The sequence below is a fragment of the Streptomyces spongiicola genome (assembly GCF_003122365.1).
Classification (GTDB): Bacteria; Actinomycetota; Actinomycetes; order Streptomycetales; family Streptomycetaceae; genus Streptomyces; species Streptomyces spongiicola.
On record NZ_CP029254.1, the window covers coordinates 6,657,843 to 6,677,221 of the forward strand.

Annotated in this window: 21 protein-coding genes; 7 read left to right on the top strand and 14 right to left on the bottom strand. The window is 73.3% G+C overall.

Annotation, left to right across the window (positions count from 1 at the left end; all coding sequences use genetic code 11):
* Positions 1-60 precede the first annotated feature (60 nt).
* The 4 genes from DDQ41_RS28905 to DDQ41_RS28920 all read left to right on the top strand — a co-directional run bounded on the left by DDQ41_RS28905 (position 61) and on the right by DDQ41_RS28920 (position 4,983).
* A complete protein-coding gene (locus DDQ41_RS28905; RefSeq protein WP_109297105.1) occupies positions 61-1,575 on the top strand; it encodes a Y4yA family PLP-dependent enzyme in 1,515 nt (504 codons plus the stop codon).
* Positions 1,572-2,909 carry a pyridoxal-phosphate dependent enzyme gene (locus DDQ41_RS28910; RefSeq protein ID WP_109297106.1) on the top strand — a complete coding sequence of 446 codons (1,338 nt, stop codon included), beginning with the start codon at positions 1,572-1,574 and terminating at the stop codon, positions 2,907-2,909. The genes DDQ41_RS28905 and DDQ41_RS28910 overlap by 4 nt, the downstream gene beginning before the upstream one ends.
* Positions 2,910-2,913: 4 nt before the next feature.
* A complete protein-coding gene (locus DDQ41_RS28915) occupies positions 2,914-4,122 on the top strand; it encodes an aminotransferase class V-fold PLP-dependent enzyme (protein ID WP_109297107.1) in 1,209 nt (402 codons plus the stop codon).
* A 93-nt stretch (positions 4,123-4,215) separates the two neighbouring features.
* Complete coding sequence (locus DDQ41_RS28920) at positions 4,216-4,983, top strand: class I SAM-dependent methyltransferase (RefSeq protein WP_109297108.1); 768 nt, start codon at positions 4,216-4,218, stop codon at positions 4,981-4,983.
* A gap of 422 nt (positions 4,984-5,405) precedes the next feature.
* Here DDQ41_RS28920 and DDQ41_RS28925 read toward each other — a convergent pair whose 3' ends face one another.
* Positions 5,406-7,055: an FAD-dependent oxidoreductase gene (locus tag DDQ41_RS28925; protein ID WP_109297109.1), complete on the bottom strand. Its 1,650-nt coding sequence runs from the start codon at positions 7,053-7,055 to the stop codon at positions 5,406-5,408.
* A 75-nt stretch (positions 7,056-7,130) separates the two neighbouring features.
* On the opposite strand from DDQ41_RS28925, the gene DDQ41_RS28930 reads away from it, so the two are divergent.
* The gene (locus DDQ41_RS28930) at positions 7,131-7,688 is read left to right on the top strand and encodes a helix-turn-helix domain-containing protein (protein WP_109297110.1); all 558 of its coding nucleotides are present in this window, start codon (positions 7,131-7,133) and stop codon (positions 7,686-7,688) included.
* A 48-nt stretch (positions 7,689-7,736) separates the two neighbouring features.
* Here the strand turns inward: DDQ41_RS28930 and DDQ41_RS28935 are convergent, their stop codons facing one another.
* The 8 genes from DDQ41_RS28935 to rpmG all read right to left on the bottom strand — a co-directional run bounded on the left by DDQ41_RS28935 (position 7,737) and on the right by rpmG (position 13,182).
* Positions 7,737-8,366 (bottom strand): GNAT family N-acetyltransferase, encoded by a 630-nt coding sequence (locus tag DDQ41_RS28935; RefSeq protein ID WP_262508604.1) that lies wholly within the window; start codon positions 8,364-8,366, stop codon positions 7,737-7,739.
* A gap of 430 nt (positions 8,367-8,796) precedes the next feature.
* Positions 8,797-9,234, bottom strand: a complete 438-nt coding sequence (locus DDQ41_RS28940; RefSeq protein WP_109297112.1) for a Fur family transcriptional regulator — start codon at positions 9,232-9,234, stop codon at positions 8,797-8,799.
* A 338-nt stretch (positions 9,235-9,572) separates the two neighbouring features.
* Positions 9,573-10,364, bottom strand: a complete 792-nt coding sequence (locus tag DDQ41_RS28945; RefSeq protein WP_162602758.1) for a cation transporter — start codon at positions 10,362-10,364, stop codon at positions 9,573-9,575.
* Between the two features lie 2 nt (positions 10,365-10,366).
* Entirely contained in the window at positions 10,367-10,702 is a 336-nt protein-coding gene (locus DDQ41_RS28950) for an ArsR/SmtB family transcription factor (RefSeq protein WP_109297113.1), read from the bottom strand.
* A 404-nt stretch (positions 10,703-11,106) separates the two neighbouring features.
* On the bottom strand, positions 11,107-11,343 hold the full coding sequence (gene rpsR / locus DDQ41_RS28955) for a 30S ribosomal protein S18 (RefSeq protein ID WP_109297114.1): 237 nt from the start codon (positions 11,341-11,343) through the stop codon (positions 11,107-11,109).
* Between the two features lie 33 nt (positions 11,344-11,376).
* Positions 11,377-12,534 (bottom strand): CobW family GTP-binding protein, encoded by a 1,158-nt coding sequence (locus DDQ41_RS28960; RefSeq protein ID WP_109297115.1) that lies wholly within the window; start codon positions 12,532-12,534, stop codon positions 11,377-11,379.
* Positions 12,534-12,788 (bottom strand): type B 50S ribosomal protein L31, encoded by a 255-nt coding sequence (locus tag DDQ41_RS28965; RefSeq protein ID WP_109297116.1) that lies wholly within the window; start codon positions 12,786-12,788, stop codon positions 12,534-12,536. Before DDQ41_RS28965 ends, DDQ41_RS28960 begins: the two co-directional genes overlap by 1 nt.
* Positions 12,789-13,017: 229 nt before the next feature.
* Entirely contained in the window at positions 13,018-13,182 is a 165-nt protein-coding gene (gene rpmG, locus DDQ41_RS28970) for a 50S ribosomal protein L33 (RefSeq protein WP_109297117.1), read from the bottom strand.
* A 68-nt stretch (positions 13,183-13,250) separates the two neighbouring features.
* On the opposite strand from rpmG, the gene rpmB reads away from it, so the two are divergent.
* A complete protein-coding gene (gene rpmB / locus DDQ41_RS28975; protein WP_109297118.1) occupies positions 13,251-13,487 on the top strand; it encodes a 50S ribosomal protein L28 in 237 nt (78 codons plus the stop codon).
* Positions 13,487-13,792 carry a 30S ribosomal protein S14 gene (gene rpsN / locus DDQ41_RS28980; protein ID WP_109297119.1) on the top strand — a complete coding sequence of 102 codons (306 nt, stop codon included), beginning with the start codon at positions 13,487-13,489 and terminating at the stop codon, positions 13,790-13,792. Before rpmB ends, rpsN begins: the two co-directional genes overlap by 1 nt.
* A 239-nt stretch (positions 13,793-14,031) precedes the next feature.
* Here rpsN and DDQ41_RS28985 read toward each other — a convergent pair whose 3' ends face one another.
* The 5 genes from DDQ41_RS28985 to DDQ41_RS29010 form a co-directional block, all read right to left on the bottom strand.
* Positions 14,032-15,219 carry a GTP-binding protein gene (locus DDQ41_RS28985; protein WP_109297120.1) on the bottom strand — a complete coding sequence of 396 codons (1,188 nt, stop codon included), beginning with the start codon at positions 15,217-15,219 and terminating at the stop codon, positions 14,032-14,034.
* Positions 15,220-15,225: 6 nt separating this feature from the next.
* The gene (gene rpmF / locus DDQ41_RS28990) at positions 15,226-15,396 is read right to left on the bottom strand and encodes a 50S ribosomal protein L32 (RefSeq protein ID WP_109297121.1); all 171 of its coding nucleotides are present in this window, start codon (positions 15,394-15,396) and stop codon (positions 15,226-15,228) included.
* A gap of 192 nt (positions 15,397-15,588) precedes the next feature.
* A complete protein-coding gene (locus DDQ41_RS28995) occupies positions 15,589-17,574 on the bottom strand; it encodes an N-6 DNA methylase (RefSeq protein WP_109297122.1) in 1,986 nt (661 codons plus the stop codon).
* 693 nt (positions 17,575-18,267) lie between these two features.
* Positions 18,268-18,477 carry a DUF397 domain-containing protein gene (locus tag DDQ41_RS29005; RefSeq protein WP_109297124.1) on the bottom strand — a complete coding sequence of 70 codons (210 nt, stop codon included), beginning with the start codon at positions 18,475-18,477 and terminating at the stop codon, positions 18,268-18,270.
* Positions 18,474-19,343, bottom strand: a complete 870-nt coding sequence (locus tag DDQ41_RS29010) for a helix-turn-helix domain-containing protein (protein ID WP_262508605.1) — start codon at positions 19,341-19,343, stop codon at positions 18,474-18,476. Before DDQ41_RS29010 ends, DDQ41_RS29005 begins: the two co-directional genes overlap by 4 nt.
* Positions 19,344-19,379: the final 36 nt, after the last annotated feature.

Below are 19,379 nucleotides of genomic sequence, written 5' to 3' on the forward strand. Positions count from 1 at the left end.
CAGCGGAGCGGTCGTCGTGGCGACGCGGCGGCGACGGTCTGACCAGGGGGGTGCTCGGTGATGGACGCGCCGTTGTATCTGCGGCCGCGGGTGGAGCCACCGCTCGCCTCGCTTCTTCAGGACGCGCCGTTCCTGCACGCGCTGTGCGACGCGCTCGGATCGCCGCTGAACGTGCTCCTCCCGGAGGTCGTCGCCGAGAACGCCGAACGCTTCCGGTCCGTCTACCGGCGCCACCACCTCGCCGGGCGGGTGTACTTCGCGCACAAGGCCAATCGTTCCAGCGCCCTGGTGCGGAGGCTGGCCGCCTGCGACCCCGCCGCGGTCGGGATCGACGTGGCCTCGCTGGACGAGCTGCGGCACGCGCTGGGCTGCGGGTTCACGGGCGATCGGGTGATGGCCACCGGCCCCAAGGACCGGGACTTCCTGTGGCTGGCGGCACGGGTGGGGGCGACGGTCAACCTGGACTCGGCCGGCGAACTGGAGCAACTGGCGCATCTCGTCCGGAGGCACGGACTCGGCCGGGTGGACGTGCTGGTGCGGTTGTCGGAGTTCGAGTCGGACGCCGGGCCCACCGGATCCGGTACGCGGGTGCTGTCGCGCCGCAGCCGTTTCGGCACCCCGGTGGGCAGGTCCGGCGAGGTGTGGGAGGCGCTGGAGCGGTACGCGGACGCCGTCGAACTGACCGGACTGGCCTACCACCTCGACACCACCGCGCCGGAGGAGAAGGCCAGAGCGCTGGAGCGCTGCGTGCTGCTGATGGACGAGTGCCGGGGGAGGGGACTGCGGCCGCGCGCCGTGGACATCGGCGGCGGGTTCGGAGTCGGCTACGTCGACGACGCCGGCGAGTGGGAGCGGTGGACGACCGCGCTGAGCGAGGCGGTGCTCGGTGTGCGCCCGTCCCTGACCTGGCGCGGCCACGGATACGGGCTGCGCAACGAGGGCGGTACGGTGCGGGGTACGGCCGCGCTGTACCCCGCCCACCGGTCCGTCGCCGGGCCCGGCTACCTCGACGCCCTCCTGTCCCGTCCTGCTCCGGCCCTGGGCCGCCCGCCCGCCACGCTGCTGCTGGAGCATCTGAACGACCTGTACGTCGAACCGGGGCGCGCCCTCGTCGACCAGTGCGGCCTCTCGCTGGCCCGGGTGCTGGACGTGCGGCCCACCGAGGAGGGCCCCGCCCGCCATCTGGTGCGCCTCGGCATGAACGCGGGAGACGTGAGTCTGGAGGAGCACGGTGTCCTCGTCGACCCCGTCCTGCTGCCCCGCGACGGCGGCGGGGACGGCCGCCGTCCCGAGCCGTCCGGCGGCGGGCCCGTCGGGGTCCACCTGGTCGGCAACCTCTGCCTGGAGGCCGACCTGATCACCCGTCGGCTGGTGTACCTGCCCCGGCTGCCGTGCGCCGGGGACCTGCTGGCGTTCGTGAACACGGCCGGATACGTCATGGACTTCCACGCACACCGCGCCCAACGGCAGCCCGTCGCCAGGACGGTGGCCGTCGCGAGAGGAGAGGGAGCCTGGCGCTGGTGCCCCGACGAGGACTACTGGCCACTCACCGACCCGCAGGGAGTGCCCTCATGAGGTACGACACCATCACCGAGGCCATCGGCAACACACCCCTCGTCCGCATCGACCCGTCCGTACACGGGCTGCGCCACATCGACCTGTTCGCCAAGCTGGAGATGCTCAACCCGTTCGGGTCGGTCAAGGACAGGCCCGCCTGGTTCATGGCCCGCCCGCACCTCCAGCAGGGGGCCGGAGGCGACGGCACCGTCGTGGAGCTGTCCAGCGGCAACACGGCCAAGGCCCTCGCCCTGCTGGCCGGGATGCACGGGCTGAGGTTCAGGAGCGTGACCAACCGGATGCGCGTCCCGGAGATCAAGGAGCTGCTGCTGCTCCTCGGGGCGGAGATCGAGGAACTGCCCGGTCAGAGCGAGTGCCTTGACCCGACGGACACCGACGATCCGCTGACCCGTTTCCACCAGGCGCTCTCGGAACCCGACAGCACCTATCTGCACACCGACCAGTACTTCAACCCGCGCAACGTCGAGGCGCACGCGACCGGGACCGGACCGGAGATCGTCAAGGACCTGGACGGCCGCGTCCCCGACTGGTTCATCGCCTGTGTGGGCACCGCCGGATCCTCCACCGGTGTCGCCCGGGTGCTGCGCGAGCACGACCCGAGGGTGCGCGTCCTCGGGCTGGTCGCCGACAAGGCCGACTTCATCCCCGGCATCCGCACCATCGACGAGGTCCACCAGGTCGGCCTGTTCGACCCCGCGACGTACGACTCCCTCACGTCGGTCACCTCCCAGGACGCCATCGACGGAATGGTCACGCTCATCCGCCGCTGCGGGCTGCTGTCGGGGCCGACCGGCGGTGCCGCGTACCGGGGAGCCGTCCGGCATCTGGAGTCCGTCGACGCCGAACTGGCGGGCACCGGCAGCCGCCGGACCGCGGTGTTCATCGTCTGCGACCGGGCCGAGAGCTACCTCAGCTACGTACGCCGCCGGCGCCCGGAGCTGCTCGGAGCAGCGCGCCGCGGCCACTCCGCCGCCGCGCTCACCGACGGCGAGGTCCGCGCCGAGGGCCGGGCCGTCGAAGTGGGCGAGGCACGGCGCTGGATGGCCGACGGCGACCCGCGCCCGCTGGTGGTCGACCTGCGCGGGCCGCACGCCTACGCCGCACTGCACATCGAGGGCTCGGTCAACATCGTCGACGAGCTGTTCGAGGAACTGGTGCGGACCGGACTGCCGTTCAGCAAGCGGACACCGGTGCTCCTGGCCTGTCCCGTGGGCGAGAAGTCGCTGCGCTACGCCGCGCTGCTGACCCGCATGGGGCACCCGGACGTGCGCAGCCTGGCGGGCGGCGTCGTCGCCTGGCGGGACGCGGGCGCACCGCTGGTGCGGGAGTGACCCGATGAGCGGAGGAGACCGGGACGCGGACGGGGCCTGGCAGCGGACGGTGAGGGCGCAGTTCCCCATCATCACCGCGCATCCGGAACTGGCCTACCTGGACAGCGCGGCGACCTCGCAGAAGCCCCGGGCCGTCCTCGACGCCGTTCAGAGCTACCTCACGTCCGCCAACGCCAACGCCGGCCGCGGTAGCTACCCCTGGGCCAACCGGACCACCGCGGCGATCGAGCGGGCCCGCGACCGGGTCAGGGAGTTCCTCGGCGACCCGGAACCGGACCGCTCCACCGTCCACTTCACCAGCGGAGCCACCGAGGGCCTGCGCACCGTCGCCCGCGACTGGCTCACGGAGTACCTCGACGACGGCGACGAGATCCTGGTGCCGTTCGCCGACCACCGGGCCAACCTCGAACCGTGGCTGGAGGCCCGGCGCCTGCTCGCCGCACGCGGCACCGAGGTGCGTGTCCGTGCCCTGCCGTACCAGGAGGTGTCCGGCGACTACGACCACCGCGCACTCGCCTCGGCCGTCGGGCCCCGCACCCGCTTCGTCGCCGCCACGCACGTCCACCACGTCTACGGCGGCGACATGAACGTCCACCGGCTGCGCGCCGCCGTCGGTCCGCGGGTGCCGATCTGCCTGGACGCCGCCCAGAGCGTCGGCCACCTCCCCCTCCGGGTCGGCGATCCGGCGCTCGACGTCGACTTCGTCGTGTTCTCCGGGCACAAGGCGCTCGCGCTGCCGGGCACCGGAGCGGTGTGGGCGCGCAACACCCGCGGCCCCCTGCTGCGGCCCGCCGGATGGCAGGGCACCCCCAACACCGTGGGTGTCGTCTCGCTGCTGGCCGCACTCGACTGGCTGGACGCGGTGGGCGTCGACCGCGTCTGCGCCCATGTCGCCGCTCTGGCCACCCGCCTGACCGACCGGCTGCGCCATCTGGACGCCTACGAGATCCTCGGCTGCCCCGCCAGCCTGTCGTCGGACACCGCTTTGCCCGCGGCGCAGCGCCGGCACGGCATCGTCGCCTTCCGGCACCGCGACATCCCCTCGCACGACCTCGGCTTCATCCTCTTCAGCCATGGCTTCATGGTCCGGGCCGACAGCCACTGCCAGGCGGGGGCGGACGACGAGGACCGGTCCGTCCGCGTGAGCCTGCACGTATACAACACCGGCGAGGAGATCGACCGGCTGCTGACCGTACTCGCTTCGTTGGGGTGACGCCGTTTGACCTAGGGCAACTGATAACCGTTTCCACCTGTAGATTGCGTGGCAGCCGCATCGGGTGGGAGACGGAAGGGGTGCCGGGACGGAATGGGTGTGAGCATGGGGGCGGCCAGGACATGGGTGGAGCGCTGGGAACGGCAGCAGCAGCACTACGCCGTGGACCGCGAGGAGCGATTCACCGTGATCTCCGACGTCGTGGAGCACGTCTGCGCCGGCCGTCCCCGGCCGCTCCTGCTCGACCTGGGCTGCGGACCCGGTTCCCTCTCCGCCCGGCTCGCCCGCCGCCTGCCGGGTGCGGAGATCGTCGCCGTCGACATGGACCCCGTGTTGCTGGAGTTGGGGCGCACACACTACGGGGACGCCGCCCGCTATGTGGACACGGTGATCGGCGCGGACGGCTGGACCGACGCCCTTCGGCTGCACCGCGGTCCGGATGCCGCCGTGTCGACGACCGCCCTGCACTACCTGCCCGCCCCCGTCCTGCTGGAGACCTACCGCAGCATCGCGGCCCTCCTGCGGCCCGGCGGGGCGCTGGTGAACGGGGACCACTTCCCTCCGGACCCGGGGCCCTGCACGCATCTGACCGCCCATGTGGGGCGGTGCCGCGCCGAGCGCACGGGGGCACCCGGCCACGAGGACTGGGAGTCCTGGTGGAGGGACGCGGCCGCCGACCCCGAACTGGCCGACCTGTTCGAGCGCCGGGAGCGGAGCCGCCCGGTGCCGGGCGGTGACGACGCCAACCACCATCTGACCCTCGATCAGCACGCCGAACTGCTGCGCCAGGCGGGCTTCGGCCATGTCGCCCCGGTGTGGCAGGTGGGGGACAGTTGCGTGCTCGTGGCGCTCAAGGGCTGACAGCGGGGATGTGCGGCGGCTTCTCCGCCGGCTCCGGCTCAGGGCTGACCGGCTCGACCCGGTGATCGGACGGTCCGCCGCGGACGGGCTGTCAGTCCGGGTGGCGCGGCGCGGAGGCCGTGCTCCGGAGGCCGCGGCCCGGAGGCCGCGGCCCGGAGGCCGCGGCCCGGAGGCCGCGGCCCGGGAGTCCGGCGCCGGCGGGCGACCGTCTCGGCGTGCACCGCGGTCCCGGCGGATCCGGCAGCGCGGTCAGACCGCTCGTCGGGTCGCGCGCAGTACGACGTCGTCGACGTGGTGGGTGCTGGCCGCGCCGGGGGATCGTGCTCCGGAGACCGTGCCCCGGAGGCCGTGGCCCGGGAGTCCGGTGCCGGCGGGCGACCGTCTCGGCGTGCACCGCTGTCCCGGCGGATCCGGCAGCGCGGTCAGACCGCTCGTCGGGTCGCGCGCAGTACGACGTCGTCGACGTGGTGGGTGCTGGCCGCGCCGGGGGGCCGTGGCCGGGTCTCGTGGATCTCGACCCGCCAGGTGCCGGGGTCGGCGCTGAGCGCGGCGGCGATCTCGTCGACCCCGACGAACGCCTCCGGGTCGTACATCCGGCTCTGGGCCGCCACGTCCACCGGTTCGCGCAGGGGGGTGAGGTCGTGGTGCACGACCAGGAGCGTGCCGCCCGGGGCGACGGCGGCGAGCAGGCTGCGCAGACCGCGCTGGTCGGGCGTGCGCTTGAACGAGCCGTACTGCAGCGAGACCAGGTCGAAGGTCTCGGTGCCGAAGGGGGCGGGGTCGCCCACGTCGCCGCGTGCCAACTCGACCGCAAGCCCGCGGCGTTCGGCCTCGGCGCGCACCCGGGCGAGCGCGTTGCCCGAGATGTCGGTGGCGGTCACCTTCCAGCCGTGCTCGGCCAGCCAGAGGGCGTCGGCGCCCTCGCCGGTTCCGACGTCGAGCGCCCGGCCCGGGGCCAGGGCGCCGGCCTCGTGGACGAGCGTGCCGTTGGGGTTGGTGCTCCACGCTCGGTCGGGTCCCCCGTAGCGGTGGTCCCAATCGGCCTGCTCGCCCGAGTGCCGGACGGCGGCGCGCAGATCCTCCTCGGCGAGGCTGAAGGCGATCACGGCTCCGACCTGGCTGCCCTGGGCGGCCGACGGCAGCACCTGCAGGCTCGGGTCGGTGATGTTGCCGGCCGCGTAGATCCCCGGTACGGCGGTCTCGCCCCGCGGGTCGACCGCCAGGACGTCGCCGGCGCCGCTCCGGTGCGGGGTGGTGCCGAGCCCGGCCCCGGCCAGCACGTCGGCGCGTGCCCGGAACCTCGGGCCGACCGCGACGGCGTCCGCCTCGAGGACGCGGCCGTCGCCGAGTTCGACCCCGGACACCTCGCCGTCCGGCCCGGTGAGCACCCGGCCGACCTCGCCGCGCTCGACGGCGACACCGGAGGCGGCAAGGTCTTCGACGGCTTCCCGGTCGAGTCCGGTCGGGTTGTGCAGCACGACGGTCAGCCGATCGGTCAGATGCCGGAACAGCGGGGTCGGGTGGAGGCCCAGCGGGTGCGTGACGATCTGCACCAGGCGCCGGTCGCGCACCTCGAAGCCATGGCAGAACGGACAGTGGATCACGCCGCGCCCCCATCCCTCGGCGACTCCGTCGATCGCGGGGAGTTCGTCTGACAGGCCGGTCGCGGCGAGCACGCGGCGGGCCACCAGCACGTGCCCGCCGGTGAGGTCGAGCCGGAACCGGCCGTCGTCGCGGCGGTGCACCCCCACGACCCGGCCGGAGAGCACCTCCCCGCCGTACGCGCGTACCTCCGCGCGCCCGGCCTCCGTCAGTTCGCCGGGCGGGACGCCCTCGCGGCCCAGATAGCCGTGCATGTGCGCAGCCGGGGCGTTGCGCGGGGTGCCGTCGTCGACCACGAGGACGCTGCGCCGCTGGCGGGAGATCTGGAGGGCGGCGGCGAGACCGGCGGCCGAGCCGCCGATCACGGCGACGTCGCAGTGGCGTTCGAGGGCGGGATGCTGGGCGTGGCCGACGTGTTCGGTGTGCTCGGAACGGACCGGGTGCGGGCTCTGTGCGGGATCGTCGCTCATGGGTCCGACGGTACGGCGCCCGACGTTCTCGGCAAAGCCTCTTGCATAATCAGCAAGGCGTGCCAGGATGGGTGTGTGAACGGAGTCGCCGACATCGAGGCCCTGGCGCGGGCGCGCCTGCGCAGCATGCGCACCACCCTGGGCTACTCCCTCGACGAGTTGGGCAGGCTCACCAACCTCAGCCCGTCGACCATCAGCCGCGTCGAGACGGGCAGACGCGCGCTGAGCCTCGACGTGCTCGTGCCGCTGGCCAACGCCCTCCAGATGAGTTTCGACGTGCTCTTCGAGGTGCCCGACGACGACGACGTCGTCATCCGTCCGGTCGCGCACAGCAGCGGCACGCGGACGACGTGGCCGCTGAGCCGTCCGGACGGCCGCACGGTCGCGATGAAGATGCGCCTCGAGCCGTCCGGCACCCCGCCCAGCCGGCGAGTGCACCCGGGCCACGACTGGTTCCTCGTGCTCGAGGGGCGTGTGCGGTTGTGGCTGGGCGACCGGCGGATCGACGTCGACGCGGGGGAGGCGGCCGAGTTCGCGACGATGGTCCCGCACGCGTTCACGGCCCTGGACGGCCCCGCCGAGTTGATCATGGTCTTCGACCGCGACGGGCAGCGCGCCCATGTGCACCAGTGACCGGACCGGTCACCCGGACGGACCACTCCCCTGCCGGGAGAGGAGGACTCAAAGCGCGAGGCTCATCAGGATCTCGTCGCGGTCGTCTCCCGGCGCCAGGCGCAGCGCCCCCGGCCAGCGGCCGACCTCGGTCCAGCCCGCCCGCCGGTAGAACTCCTCCAGTCCCAGGCCCGCCCGTACCGACAACTTGAGGCGTTCGAGGCCCATCTCCTCCCGCGCGACGCGGCGCGCCTCGCCCATCAGCGCGGCCCCGATCCCCCGGCGCCTGAGGTGTACCCGCGTCTGCACGTGGTTCAGCACTCCGCAGTGTGCTTCGAGCGGATGCCCTTCGCGCCGGACGACCAGCCAGCCCGCGACGGACCCCGCTTCGCACCCGGCGACGGACCCCGCTTCGGACCCCGCTTCGGACCCCGCGACGGAGTCCTCGACGGAGCCCTCCAGGGCGGCCACCAGCAGCCTGCAGTGCTCGGGCGCCAGGCGCTCGGCGACGTGGTCCACGGCAGCTGCCACATCCGCCGGGACCAGGGGCGGCGGTGGACAGTCCGCCGGGATGACCGCCCCGCCGGCATTGACCACCGCGGCCCAGCACTCGGCGAGTTCCCGCCTGAGGGCGCCGGAGAGTTCGGCCGGGCGGGCGAACTGGGTGAGGGTGAGCGCGGTCGGTTCGCGTGCTGACACGCACGCAAGCATGTCATCCGGTCGCCGCCGCCCGGATACCCACCGGCGCACTCCTCACCCGGAGTCGGCCCGCCTCGGCGGCGGGGCACGCGCTGCCGAGACGGACGTGCGCCCTCCGGTGCGGCGGTCCTCTCCGGTCCGGCCGCCCGGGCGGCCATCGCGCGAACTCCCGGGCGGTCCCGCCCTCGGCGGCGTGCCGAGCGGTCCCGCCCGCCGGACCGCCGCCCGCCGGACCGTCGGCTGCCGGACCGCCGGCTGCCGGACCGCCGACTGCCGGACTACCGGACCGCCGGACCGGCGGGTGCGCGTGCGCGGCCAGCGGGTACGGCACAGGGCGCGGCGGGTCGGCGATCCCCTGCCGGGTGCGCGTGCGAGGCACCGGTGCCTCGCACGCCGGTGAGCCGGCCGCGCGGCGCGGTCCGGCCGTTCCCTACGCGGCCGGGCTGACGTGGCAGCGGACGCAGATGCCCGTCAGTTCCACGGTGTGTTCCACCTCGGCGAACCCCGTGGTCTCGGCCACGTCCTCCGCCCAGCGTTCCACCGTCTCCGCCTCCACCACCCTGCTGAGGCCGCAGCCGCGGCAGACGAGGTAGTGCCGGTGCCCCTCGGGGGGCCGGGGCCGGTAGCGGCGTTCCCCGGTCCGCTCGCGGATGACGTCGACCTGTCCGGTGTGCTCCAGGGCGTGCAGCGTCCGGTACACCGTGGTCAGGCCGATGGCGGTGCCGCCGGCTTCGAGGGCCCCGTGCAGGTCCCGGGCGGAGGCGAAGCCGCCGTGGGCGTGCAGCGCGCTCAGCACGGCCTTGCGCTGGCGTGTGCTGCGCCGTGGTGCCGGTGGATTCGTCGTCGGTGCGTCACGCAGGACGCCCACCTCCCGGGAAGCGGGGACCGGCCGGCCTGGCCGGCCGAACGCCGCGGATGTCGTGCCGACTGCCCGCCCCCAAGGGGCCGGGGCGCTCGGCACCGAAAAGTAATGCATACGGTAATCGTTGTCATCTTAGTGCGGGAGGATGGGTGCGTCGCCGAACAGGGCCGCCAAGCGCACCTGTTGGCCCCCCGTGGCCGCTGCGTCGCACCACGGGGGCCCGGTGGGCCGGTGGCCCGGACGGGGCCGGCGGCGTGGCGCGCGAGGCGGTCCGCTGCGCTCCGCCGCTTCGAGGGCGCCCGCGCCTGCCCGTGCGACTGCGGATGGTCGCTCCCGCGCCGCCGCTAGCCGCAGCAGCCGCATCCGGACGCGCACCCGCCGCATCCGGCGCCCGCCTTGACGCCCGCCTCGACGCCGACGGCGGTGGTGGTGGCGGCTCCTACGGTGGTGGCGGCCGCTCCGACGGCGGTGGTGGTGGGTGCGGCTGCGGCGTTGGGTGCGCAGCAGCCCTTGCCCTGCCAGGCGTCGAGGCCTTCCCTCACGGCGATGCCGGCGATGGCGAGGGCGGCGAGCGGGTCGGCCCAGGACCAGCCGAGGGCGGCGTTGAGGACGAGGCCCACCAGGAGTACGGCGGAGAGGTAGGTGCACAGCAGGGTCTGCCGGGAGTCCGCGACGGCCGAGGCGGAGCCGAGTTCGCGCCCGGCCCGGCGCTGGGCGGCGGAAAGGAACGGCATGACCGCGAGGGACAGGGCGGCGATGACGATGCCGGGGATCGAGTGCTCGGCCTCGCCGGTGCCGGCCAGCGCGCGGACTGCGTCGAAGGTGACGTAGGCGGCGAGCGCGAAGAAGGAGACCGCGATGATCCGCAGGGCGCGTTGCTCGCGGGCTTCGCGGACGGTGTGGTCGGAGGCCGAGAACTGCCAGGCGACGGCGGCTGCGGAGGACACCTCGATCACCGAGTCGAGTCCGAAGCCGATCAGGGCGGTCGAGGAGGCGATCGTTCCGGCGGTGATCGCGACGACGGCCTCGACGACGTTGTAGGTGATGGTGGCGGCGACCAGGAACCGTATGCGGCGGGAGAGCGCCTCGCGTCGGACCGGGGAGGGGCCGGGGGGTATCGGGGTCTCCGCGGTCACGGTCAGCAGCACCCCTTCTCGGCGGCGTCCGCGCACGTGCGGCCGGTCTGCACCGCCACGACGGCGGTGCGCAGGTCGTCCAGGGCGTGGCCGAGGCGCTCGTCGGCGATCTCGTACCGCGTCCGCCGCCCGTCGGGGACGGCCACGACCATGCCGCAGTCGCGCAGGCAGGCGAGGTGGTTGGAGAGCCGGGTGCGGGAGATGCCGAGGGCGTCGGCCAGGTCGGCCGGGTAGGCCGGGGCGTCGCGCAGGGCGAGCAGGACACGGCAGCGGATGGGGTCGGCGAGCGCGCGGCCGAAGCGGGCCAGCACCTCGATGTCGGAGGCAACAGTCAGCACACCAGGACAGTACACGAGATCCTGAATACAGGAAATCGTGTACTGTGTGCCGGTCCCGCCCGGACTTCACGTCGCGTCCGGTGGTGCGCCGGTCGTGCGCCGGTCGCGCTCAGGTGGTGCTCCGGACGTGCGCCGGTGGTGCTCCGGTGGTGCTCCGGACGGGGCCCGATCCCCTGCCGTGTCGCCCGCCCCTCGCAGGCGAAGCGAACGGTGGCGATCCCGGTCCGCGTACCGCGCTCGCTCGCGGTAAGAGCGGCGCCCTGACGACCACCGGCCGGGCTCCGTTCCGGTCCACCCGGAAACGCGCCCCCGACTCGGGGGCGCGTTTCCGCGCACTCACCGCCGCACCCCGAAGAACCGGCCGTCCCCCGGGGGGATCGGCGCCTTCGCGGTACGACGGGGTTCTACCGGATCGAGTACGGAAGGAGCGCCATCTCCCGGGCGTTCTTGATGGCCGCGGCGAGCTGCCGCTGCTGCTGGGCGGTGACGCGGGTGACACGGCGGCTGCGGATCTTGCCGCGGTCGGAGATGAACTTCCGCAGCAGGTCGGTGTCCTTGTAGTCGATGTAGGTGATCCCCGCCGCGTCCAGCGGGTTGGGGCGGGGCTTCGAAGGCTTGCGGGGGTCGTTGCGGCGGGCCATGGGCGCTCCTGTTTCAGATGTCGGACGGTCCGGTCATGCGACGGGGTCGAGGAGGGCGTCGAAGGCGGCCGGGAGGTGCTTCCAGGCCTCGGGTCCTGCTGCGTACTCGGCGTCGGTGAGCAGGCAGGACTCGAGGACCCGGGCCAGTCCGTCGCGATCGAGGCCGGGGGAGGTGAAGACGAGGTGCTGGCAGCGGTCGCCGTGTTCGGGGTGCCAGTCGAGGGCGGCGGCGGCCCGGCGTACGGGCGGGACCATCTCCCAGGCGGCGTCCGGCAGGGAGGCGAGCCAGGGTCCGGCACTCTCCACGCACAGGGCCCCGCCGGCCGCGTCCCAGGCGAGCAGGGTGTCGGGGCGATCGGCGAGCCAGAACCGGCCGCGGCTGCGAGCGGCGGCGCAGCAGAGGTCTTCCAGCGCCTTGTACAGCCGTTCGGGGTGGAAGGGGCGGTGCCGGCGCCAGACGAAGGTGGTGACGCCCGCTTCGTCGGCCTCCTGGGGGAGCAGGGCGCAGGCCGGGTGCTGGGCCGCGGCGGCCGCCTCGACGTCGAAGCCGGCGAACGCCAGCTCCGCGAACTCCGCCGAGTCGGCCCGCAGGCGCCGGGCGGTGGGATGCAGCTGGGCGAGCAGGGCGCGGTCGCCGTCGTCGGCGTCCTCGCCGTCCACGAGGGCCAGGACGGGGGCGTACTCCAGTTGCCTGGCCCAGGTGTCGCCGACGGTGCGCTGATCGTTGGGGGCGGCGGCGAGGCCGGCCTCGGCCAGGTCGTCGCCGTTGGCGAGGCAGGGCAGGACGAGGGCCGGGTCGACGGCCGTGATCACGTTGGTGAGGTGGACGGCGTCGCCGCCGTGCGCGGCGACGACCTCGGCCATCGACCTGGGTTCGACGGAGTCCCACAGTTCGACGACGGCGAGCCGGGCCAGGTCGGCGCCGGCCAGCCGTTCCAGCTCGGGCACCAGGTCCTCGCGCAGCGCGCAGCACGCGCAGTCGTTGACCAGCGGGGTGTCGCCGCGGGACAGCTCGCCCGAGGCGTCGCGCACCCGGCGCAGGACGGTGCCGTGTTCGGCGGCCGTGGACAGGTCGTGGTGGAGGGCGACGCTGCCGGGGACGCTGTGCAGGAGGCGGTCCACGACCTCCCGGCGGGCCTCGGAGTGGAGCCCGCCGACGATGACGACGGGCAGCGCGCCTTCGTGCCGCATCAGAGCGCTCCGCGCCGGCCGTAGCGGCGCTCGAACCGCTCGACCCGGCCGGCGGTGTCCAGGACGCGGGCGGTCCCCGTGTAGAAGGGGTGGCTCACGTTCGAGATCTCGACGTCGACGACGGGGTAGGTGTTGCCGTCCTCCCACTCGACGGTCTTGTCGCTGGTCATGGTGGAGCGGGTGAGGAAGGCGTAGTCGGCGGCGCGGTCGCGGAAGACGACGGGACCGTACGCGGGGTGGATTCCGGGCTTCATCGGGTGTCCTTCGGTGCGGGTCGGTGGTCGGTGGTCGTTGCGGGTCGGTGGTCGGTGGTCGGTGGTCGGTGCGGTCGGAAGTCGGTGCGCGTCGGCGCGGGTCGGTGCGCGTCGGGTCGGTGCCCGATGCCCGGTGCCTGGTGCAGGCGGCCCGGTGGCCCGGTGGCCCGGTGGCCCGGTGGGCGGGTGGCCCGGTCGGCCGGCGGCGGTGGTGGTGGTGCGCGGGGGGTCAGCGTTCCTCGCGGAAGTCGGCGTGGCGCCGGGCGATCGGGTCGTACTTGCGCAGGACCATGCGGTCGGGGTCGTTGCGCCGGTTCTTGCGGGTGACGTACGTGTAGCCGGTTCCCGCGGTGGAGCGGAGCTTGATGATCGGGCGTACCTCGTTGCGAGCCATGCGGGGTACTATATGGGAATGGTTTCCATTACCAAAAAGTATCCGCTCGAAGAGAGGCAGGTAACACCTTGTCCGCCCACTGCCAGCTGACCGGCGCCAAGCCGGGCTTCGGCAACACCATCTCCCACTCGCACCGGCGCACCTCGCGCCGGTTCGACCCGAACATCCAGCGCAAGCGCTACTGGCTGCCGAGTGAGGGCCGCCATGTCCGGCTGACGCTCAGCGCCAAGGCGATCAAGACCATCGACAGCATCGGCATCGAGGCGGCCGTGGCCCGTATCCGCGCCCGGGGAGTGAAGGTCTGATGGCCAAGAAGAGCAAGATCGCGCAGAACGAGAAGCGCAAGGCGACCGTCGAGCGGTACGCGGCCCGCCGTGCGGAGCTGAAGGAGGTCATCCGCCGCCCGTCCTCCACCGACGACGAGCGCCGGGCGGCCGCGGCGGAACTCCGGCGCCAGCCCCGCAACGCGAGTGCGACCCGGGTGCGCAACCGGGACAGCGTGGACGGGCGGCCGCGCGGCCACCTGCGCAAGTTCGGCCTGTCCCGGGTGCGGGTGCGCGAGCAGGCCCACGCCGGCTTCCTCCCCGGGGTCACCAAGTCGTCCTGGTAGCCGTACCGTTCGCAGGAGAGCGGAGCCGCCGGCCGCGACCCCACCGGGTCGCGGCCGGCGGCTCCGCCGGGTCGCGGCCGGTGGCCCCGCCCCCGGAGCGGCCACGGCTGACGTCGGGGCAGGCGAAAGCGGCCGGGCCGGTAGTCCTCGACCTGGGGTGAGCCGCTGCGCCGCGACAGCGGTCATCGTCTGCCGGGCCGGACGGTGCCGTGGCTGCGACCACCGTCCGGCCCGGGGTCTCAGTGCCCCGTCACGCCGCTGAGCGGCCCGTGCTCGTGTGCGCAGCTCTCGTCGAAGCCGTAGGTCTCCCAGGCGGGGAAGGGGTCGGAGGCGGGCGGAGGCTCGCCCTCCCGCATGAGGCAGTCGGCCAGGGCCGCCCGCAGCCCCGCCGTGTCCAGGTGGGTGCCGATGAAGACCAGTTCCTGGGCGTGGGGGTGGTCGGTGTCACGGGCGGAGGAGGGCTCGAAGCGCGCCACGGAGCCGGCCTGGGACCACAGGCCCGTCACACGCGGTCGGCTGGCCAGGGTGAAGAAGCCCTTGGAGCGCAGGACCTGCCCGTGGGCGCCGCTGTCCAGTGTCCGGGTGACGAACGTCCACAGCCGTCCGGGGTGGAAGGGCCTCGTGGAGCGGAAGACGGTCGAGGAGATGCCGTACTCCTCGGTCTCGGGGACATGGTCGCCGTTGAGTTCCCGCACCCAGCCCGGGGCCTGCTGGGCCCGTTCCAGGTCGAAGCGGGCCGTGCCCAGGATCTCGCCGACCGGGACGCGGCCCCGCACGGCCGGTACGATCCGGGCGGCCGGGTTGAGGCGGGCCAGGGTGGCCCCGAGCCGGTCGGCGGAGCGGGTGTCGACGAGGTCGAGCTTGTTGAGCACGATGACGTCGGCGAACTCGATCTGGTCCATCAGCAGGTCGCTGACCGTGCGTTCGTCGTCCTCGTACTGGTCCAGGCCCCGTGCGGCCAGTTCGTCGCCACCGTCCAGCTCGGGCAGGAAGTTGACGGCGTCCACGACCGTGACCATGGTGTCCAGCCTTGCCAGGTCGCCGAGGGTGGCTCCGTCGTCGCGGGCGAAGGCGAAGGTGGCGGCGACCGGCATGGGCTCGGAGATGCCGGAGGACTCGATGAGGAGGTAGTCGAAGCGCCCCTCGCGCGCCAGCCGGTCCACTTCCTCCAGCAGGTCGTCGCGCAGGGTGCAGCAGATGCATCCGTTGGTCATCTCGACCAGGCGTTCCTCGGTCCGCGACAGCGACGCGTCGCCGCCGCGTACGAGGGCGGCGTCGATGTTGACTTCGCTCATGTCGTTGACGATGACGGCGACGCGCAGGCCCTCTCGGTTGGTCAGGACGTGGTTGAGCAGGGTGGTCTTGCCGGCGCCGAGGAACCCGGACAGCACGGTGACGGGAAGGCGCGGCGAGGGGGCGTGGGTCATGCGGGGTCAGCCTTCGGGGCGGAGCAGGCCGCGCTCGTACGCCCTGGCCGGCCGCTGGGGGACCCGGTAGGGCACGCCGTCCACCGTGACGGTCACCGGCTGAGGGGTCGCTGCCTTCCACCGCGCGCGGCGGTGGCGGGTGTTGCTGCGCGACATCCTGCGTTTGGGCACGGCCATGGGGGCCTCCGGGGGTGAGTGGTGTGCGGTGGGTAGCAGACGATACATGAAAATGGATGTCATTATCCTGACGGGCTCCCGGCATGGACGCGCGGGAGCCGCCCCGCGCGAGGAGGCCGCGCTCGATCTGCTCCCGGAGGCCCCCGGGCGAACACCCCGGGCGAACACCCCGGGCGATCGCCCGCGGCGGCCTCAGCCGTCCAGCCCGCCTGCGGCGAGCAGGTCGGCCACGTCGCTCACCAGGCCCTTGCCCGTGCCCCCGGCGTGCGCGAGCAGCGCTTCGAAGGCACCGAGGTCGCGGAAGGCCCGGGCGTACGCCGACTGCTCCCCCAGGGGCAGCTGGAGCACCTGCAGACGCCGGATGTCGACCCGCGACGAACTGGAGGCATGGGTGCCGGCCTGCCGTCCGTTGGAGGGTGCGCTCAGGCAGCCGGCGAGAAAGCGGGCGTCCAGCTTCGCCGGGTCCACCCGCAGGGCGTAGAGCTGGGGCCCCAGGGCCGTCGGCGGCCCTTCGTGCACCCACGCCCTGAACGCGCGTACGACACCGGCGACCACCACGTCGCCCCTCTCGGCGATCACCGGCGCCGATCCGGCTGCGACGGATCCGCTCGGAGTGCCGTCCGACACCAGGTCGGCGACGGTGAGGAGGGGTACGAAGGCACTGCCGGGCGCCGCGGCGCCGTCCAGCGGCTGCTGCCCCGCCCGCAAGGACACGGCGCCGGCCTTGACGAGGTCTCCCACGCCGACCGTCGTCTGCGGCCCGCCGGTGGCGAACCCCAGCTCCGACAACCGCCGGGCGCGCCGGGCCAGGCCGGTCAGCACCGTCTCCAGATCCCGCCAGGCGGCCGCGAGTTCGAGCCCGGACGGCTCCGTGCCGGCCGGCGTGTAGCGCCCGGGGGTGACGTCAACCTCGTCGTCCAGGAGGTCCAGGAGGGGAACCCGGGCGGCGCCGTCCGGCAGATCCGCGTCCGGACGGTCGAGGGCCTGAAGAGCGGAGAGCACGAAGGACTGAAGGGACTCCCAGTGCGGGCCGGGTTCACGCGTACCGGCTCGCGCGAAGCGCGTCGCGTCGACGAGGAGCGCGTCCTGCCCCGGTGGAACCGCACCGGGGTCGTCCGAGGCGGCTCTGAGGACCCACAGTTGAAGGCGGACGCTGTGCGGCTGGGCGCTGCCGGGTGGCAGGGCCACCACGGCCCGCAGTGCGCCGGTGCGCAGCAGCGAGCCTCGGATGCGTCGGCCGGCCTTGCGCGAGGCGACCGCGGGAGGCAGGACGACGACGCCCGCTCCGCCGGGCTTGAGATGGGCGAGCACGTGCTGCACCCAGGCGAGTTCCGGCTCGGTGCGGGGAGGGAGCCCGTGTGCCCAGCGCTGGTCGGTGGCGAGTTCCTCGTACCCCCAGTCACGTTCGTTGAACGGCGGATTGCACAGCACGATGTCCGCTCGCGCCCCCGTGAAGGGGTCCTCGCGCAGGGCGTCCGCCGCGGCGATCTCCGTACGGACGTCGTGTCCGTCCCCGACGAACGCCAGCCGGGCGGAGGCCAGTGCGGCAAGCGCGGGGTCTCGCTCACAGGCCAGCAGCGTCAGGCTTCGATCCCCGCACTCCTGCACGGCGGCGGCCGCCAGATGGCCGGTGCCGCACGCAGGGTCCAGGGCGGTGAGTTCCTCGTCGTGCCCGCCGACGCGGACACCGAGCGCGATCCGCGCCATGAGGGCGGCGAGCGGCGGCGGCGTTGTGCTCAGCTGGCGGACATGCGTCTCGAGCCACCGCTGGAGCAGGAACTCGAACGTCGCCCGCGCTCCCTCACTGCGTCCCAGCTTCGCCGCCTCGTCCGTCAACCTCCGCGCCTCCGCGGTGAGTTCCGCCTGCGAGATGCGCGCACGGGGGGCACGCATGCGATGGGCGGCCTCGGCGATGGCCAGGCCCGAATCGTTCCTGCTGCCCAGCGCCTCGAACCGGGGCCACAGGAGTTCCCGTCCGGCGATGCTGTCGAGCTTGCCGTTGTTCCGCAGCCACCGTTCGACCTCGGCCAGGGAGAACTGAGGGCTGACGTCCGTGCCGCCGATGCGGATCGGGAACGAGTCGTGGCGCCGCCGCCAGTTGCTCACCGCGGCACGCCCCACACCGGCGATCCGGGCGATCTCGGCCAGGCTGACGGGTACGGAACCGGTTGTACGCATCGACAGTCTCCGAGGGCTGGTGGCTGGTGGCTGGTGGCTGGTGGCTGGTGGGAGGGGTCGGGTTCGGGCGGGGCCGGGGGACGGGCCTTGGGCTGATGGGCGGCTGTGTGGCAGAGGCTACTACGCTCATTGACTCTGTTCACAGCATGAATATGGGCAATCGGGTGTCGAAGGGTGGAGTACGGGGGAAATGCAGGGATTCCCTCCGGGAAACGTGCTCCCGGCGCGATACCGGCTCACGTCGCTGGGCCGCGGCGTGACGGGCCAGGGGTGCCCGGGGTTTGACCCGCGTCCCGGGCCGCCCGCGTCGACGAGGACCGTCGCCGTGGACCTGCTCGCCGTCCAGCGGAGCCGGGATGAGGCGTTGCGGGGTTTCCGGAGGGGAGGCGATGGCCGCGACGCGGCTCGGTCATCCGAGCACGACCACCGCTTCGGCGTGCCGATCACGGACGACCCCTGACCGTCTGCGCCAGTCGAACCGCCAGACGTACGCGGACGAGGTCTCCTCCCCGGTCTGCACAAGAGGCCGGTGAAGCACCCGCACATGCCCGGCCGTTCGCCGAGGCCATCCGCAGGCGCGACGAGCAGATGGCCTCGCGGGGTGGTCCGGATATCGGTGAACCACGGACTGGTCCACATCACTTCAGGTGACGTGGACCAGCTCCGTGGCTGTGCGGAGGGGAGCCGTCACGGCTACCCGGCGGCGGTCAGGGCAACGAAGGCCGCCCACTCGCCCCTTCCGACGCGCAGCACGGGCCCGCTGTCCGCCGTCTTCGAGTCGCGCACGTACACGACGTCCAGGCCGGCAGCCACCTCCACACAGTCGCCGCCGCCCGAACCGCTGTAACTGCTCTTGAACCAGCGCAGTCCGTCCACGATCTCGGTCACCCCTTCCACGCTCATGTCTCTTCCGCCAGCCGTTCGATGAGCCGCGCAGACTCGGACCCGTGCAGAGCCTGCGAGCGCAGCTTGCCATATCGCATCCCGAAGGCGCTGACCTCGGCTGGATCACGGATGACGCAACCGACCTCTTGAGACTCGACGTACCCAAGGTGCTTGTGGTCCTTCGTCTCCAGCACCACAAACGGGCCGTTGAGGCCCACGTGGAATCCGGACCTCACAGGCATGACCTGGACCTCGACGTTCCGCCGGGCGCCGACCTCCAGCAGGTGCCGCCACTGCCCGTGCATCACTTCCCCATCGCCCACCGGGTTCCGCAGCGCCTCCTCGCTCACGATGAACGACAGCTCCGCCATGGGCACCCGCGTCAGCAGCTTCTGCCGACTCAGCCGCGCCTCCGTGTGCTGGTCGACGACCTCCTCGCTGAGCGGCGGGCAGTGCCCGGCGAACACCGCCCGCGCGTATGCCTCCGTCTGCAACAGCCCCGGCACCAGCAGCGGATCGTACGAGAACCGGCTCACCACCTCAGCCTCGATCAGCGCGAAGTTGCGGAAGAACCGGGGCAGCTTCGCCCGGTCCACCTCGTCCTGAAGCACCTCCAGCACACCGCCCGCCTCCAGCACCCGGTCAGCCGCCACCGTGAACGCCGCCTTCGCCGGCCGCCGCCCCTGTTCGACCGAGGCCACCTGCTCCAGCGAGTATCCGATCGCGTCCCCGAGCTGCTGCTGGTTCAACCCGGCCCGCTTGCGCAGGTGTTGCAGCAGAACCCCGTACGCCGACCAGACGCCCGGAAGATCGGGAGCCTCGTCCTTCGCCTTCGCCCCTGCCGTGCGTTCCGCTCGCGAGTCCCGTACCGTCCTCACACCCACGCTCCCACGCCCTTCCGTCCATGCCGCCGCCCACGC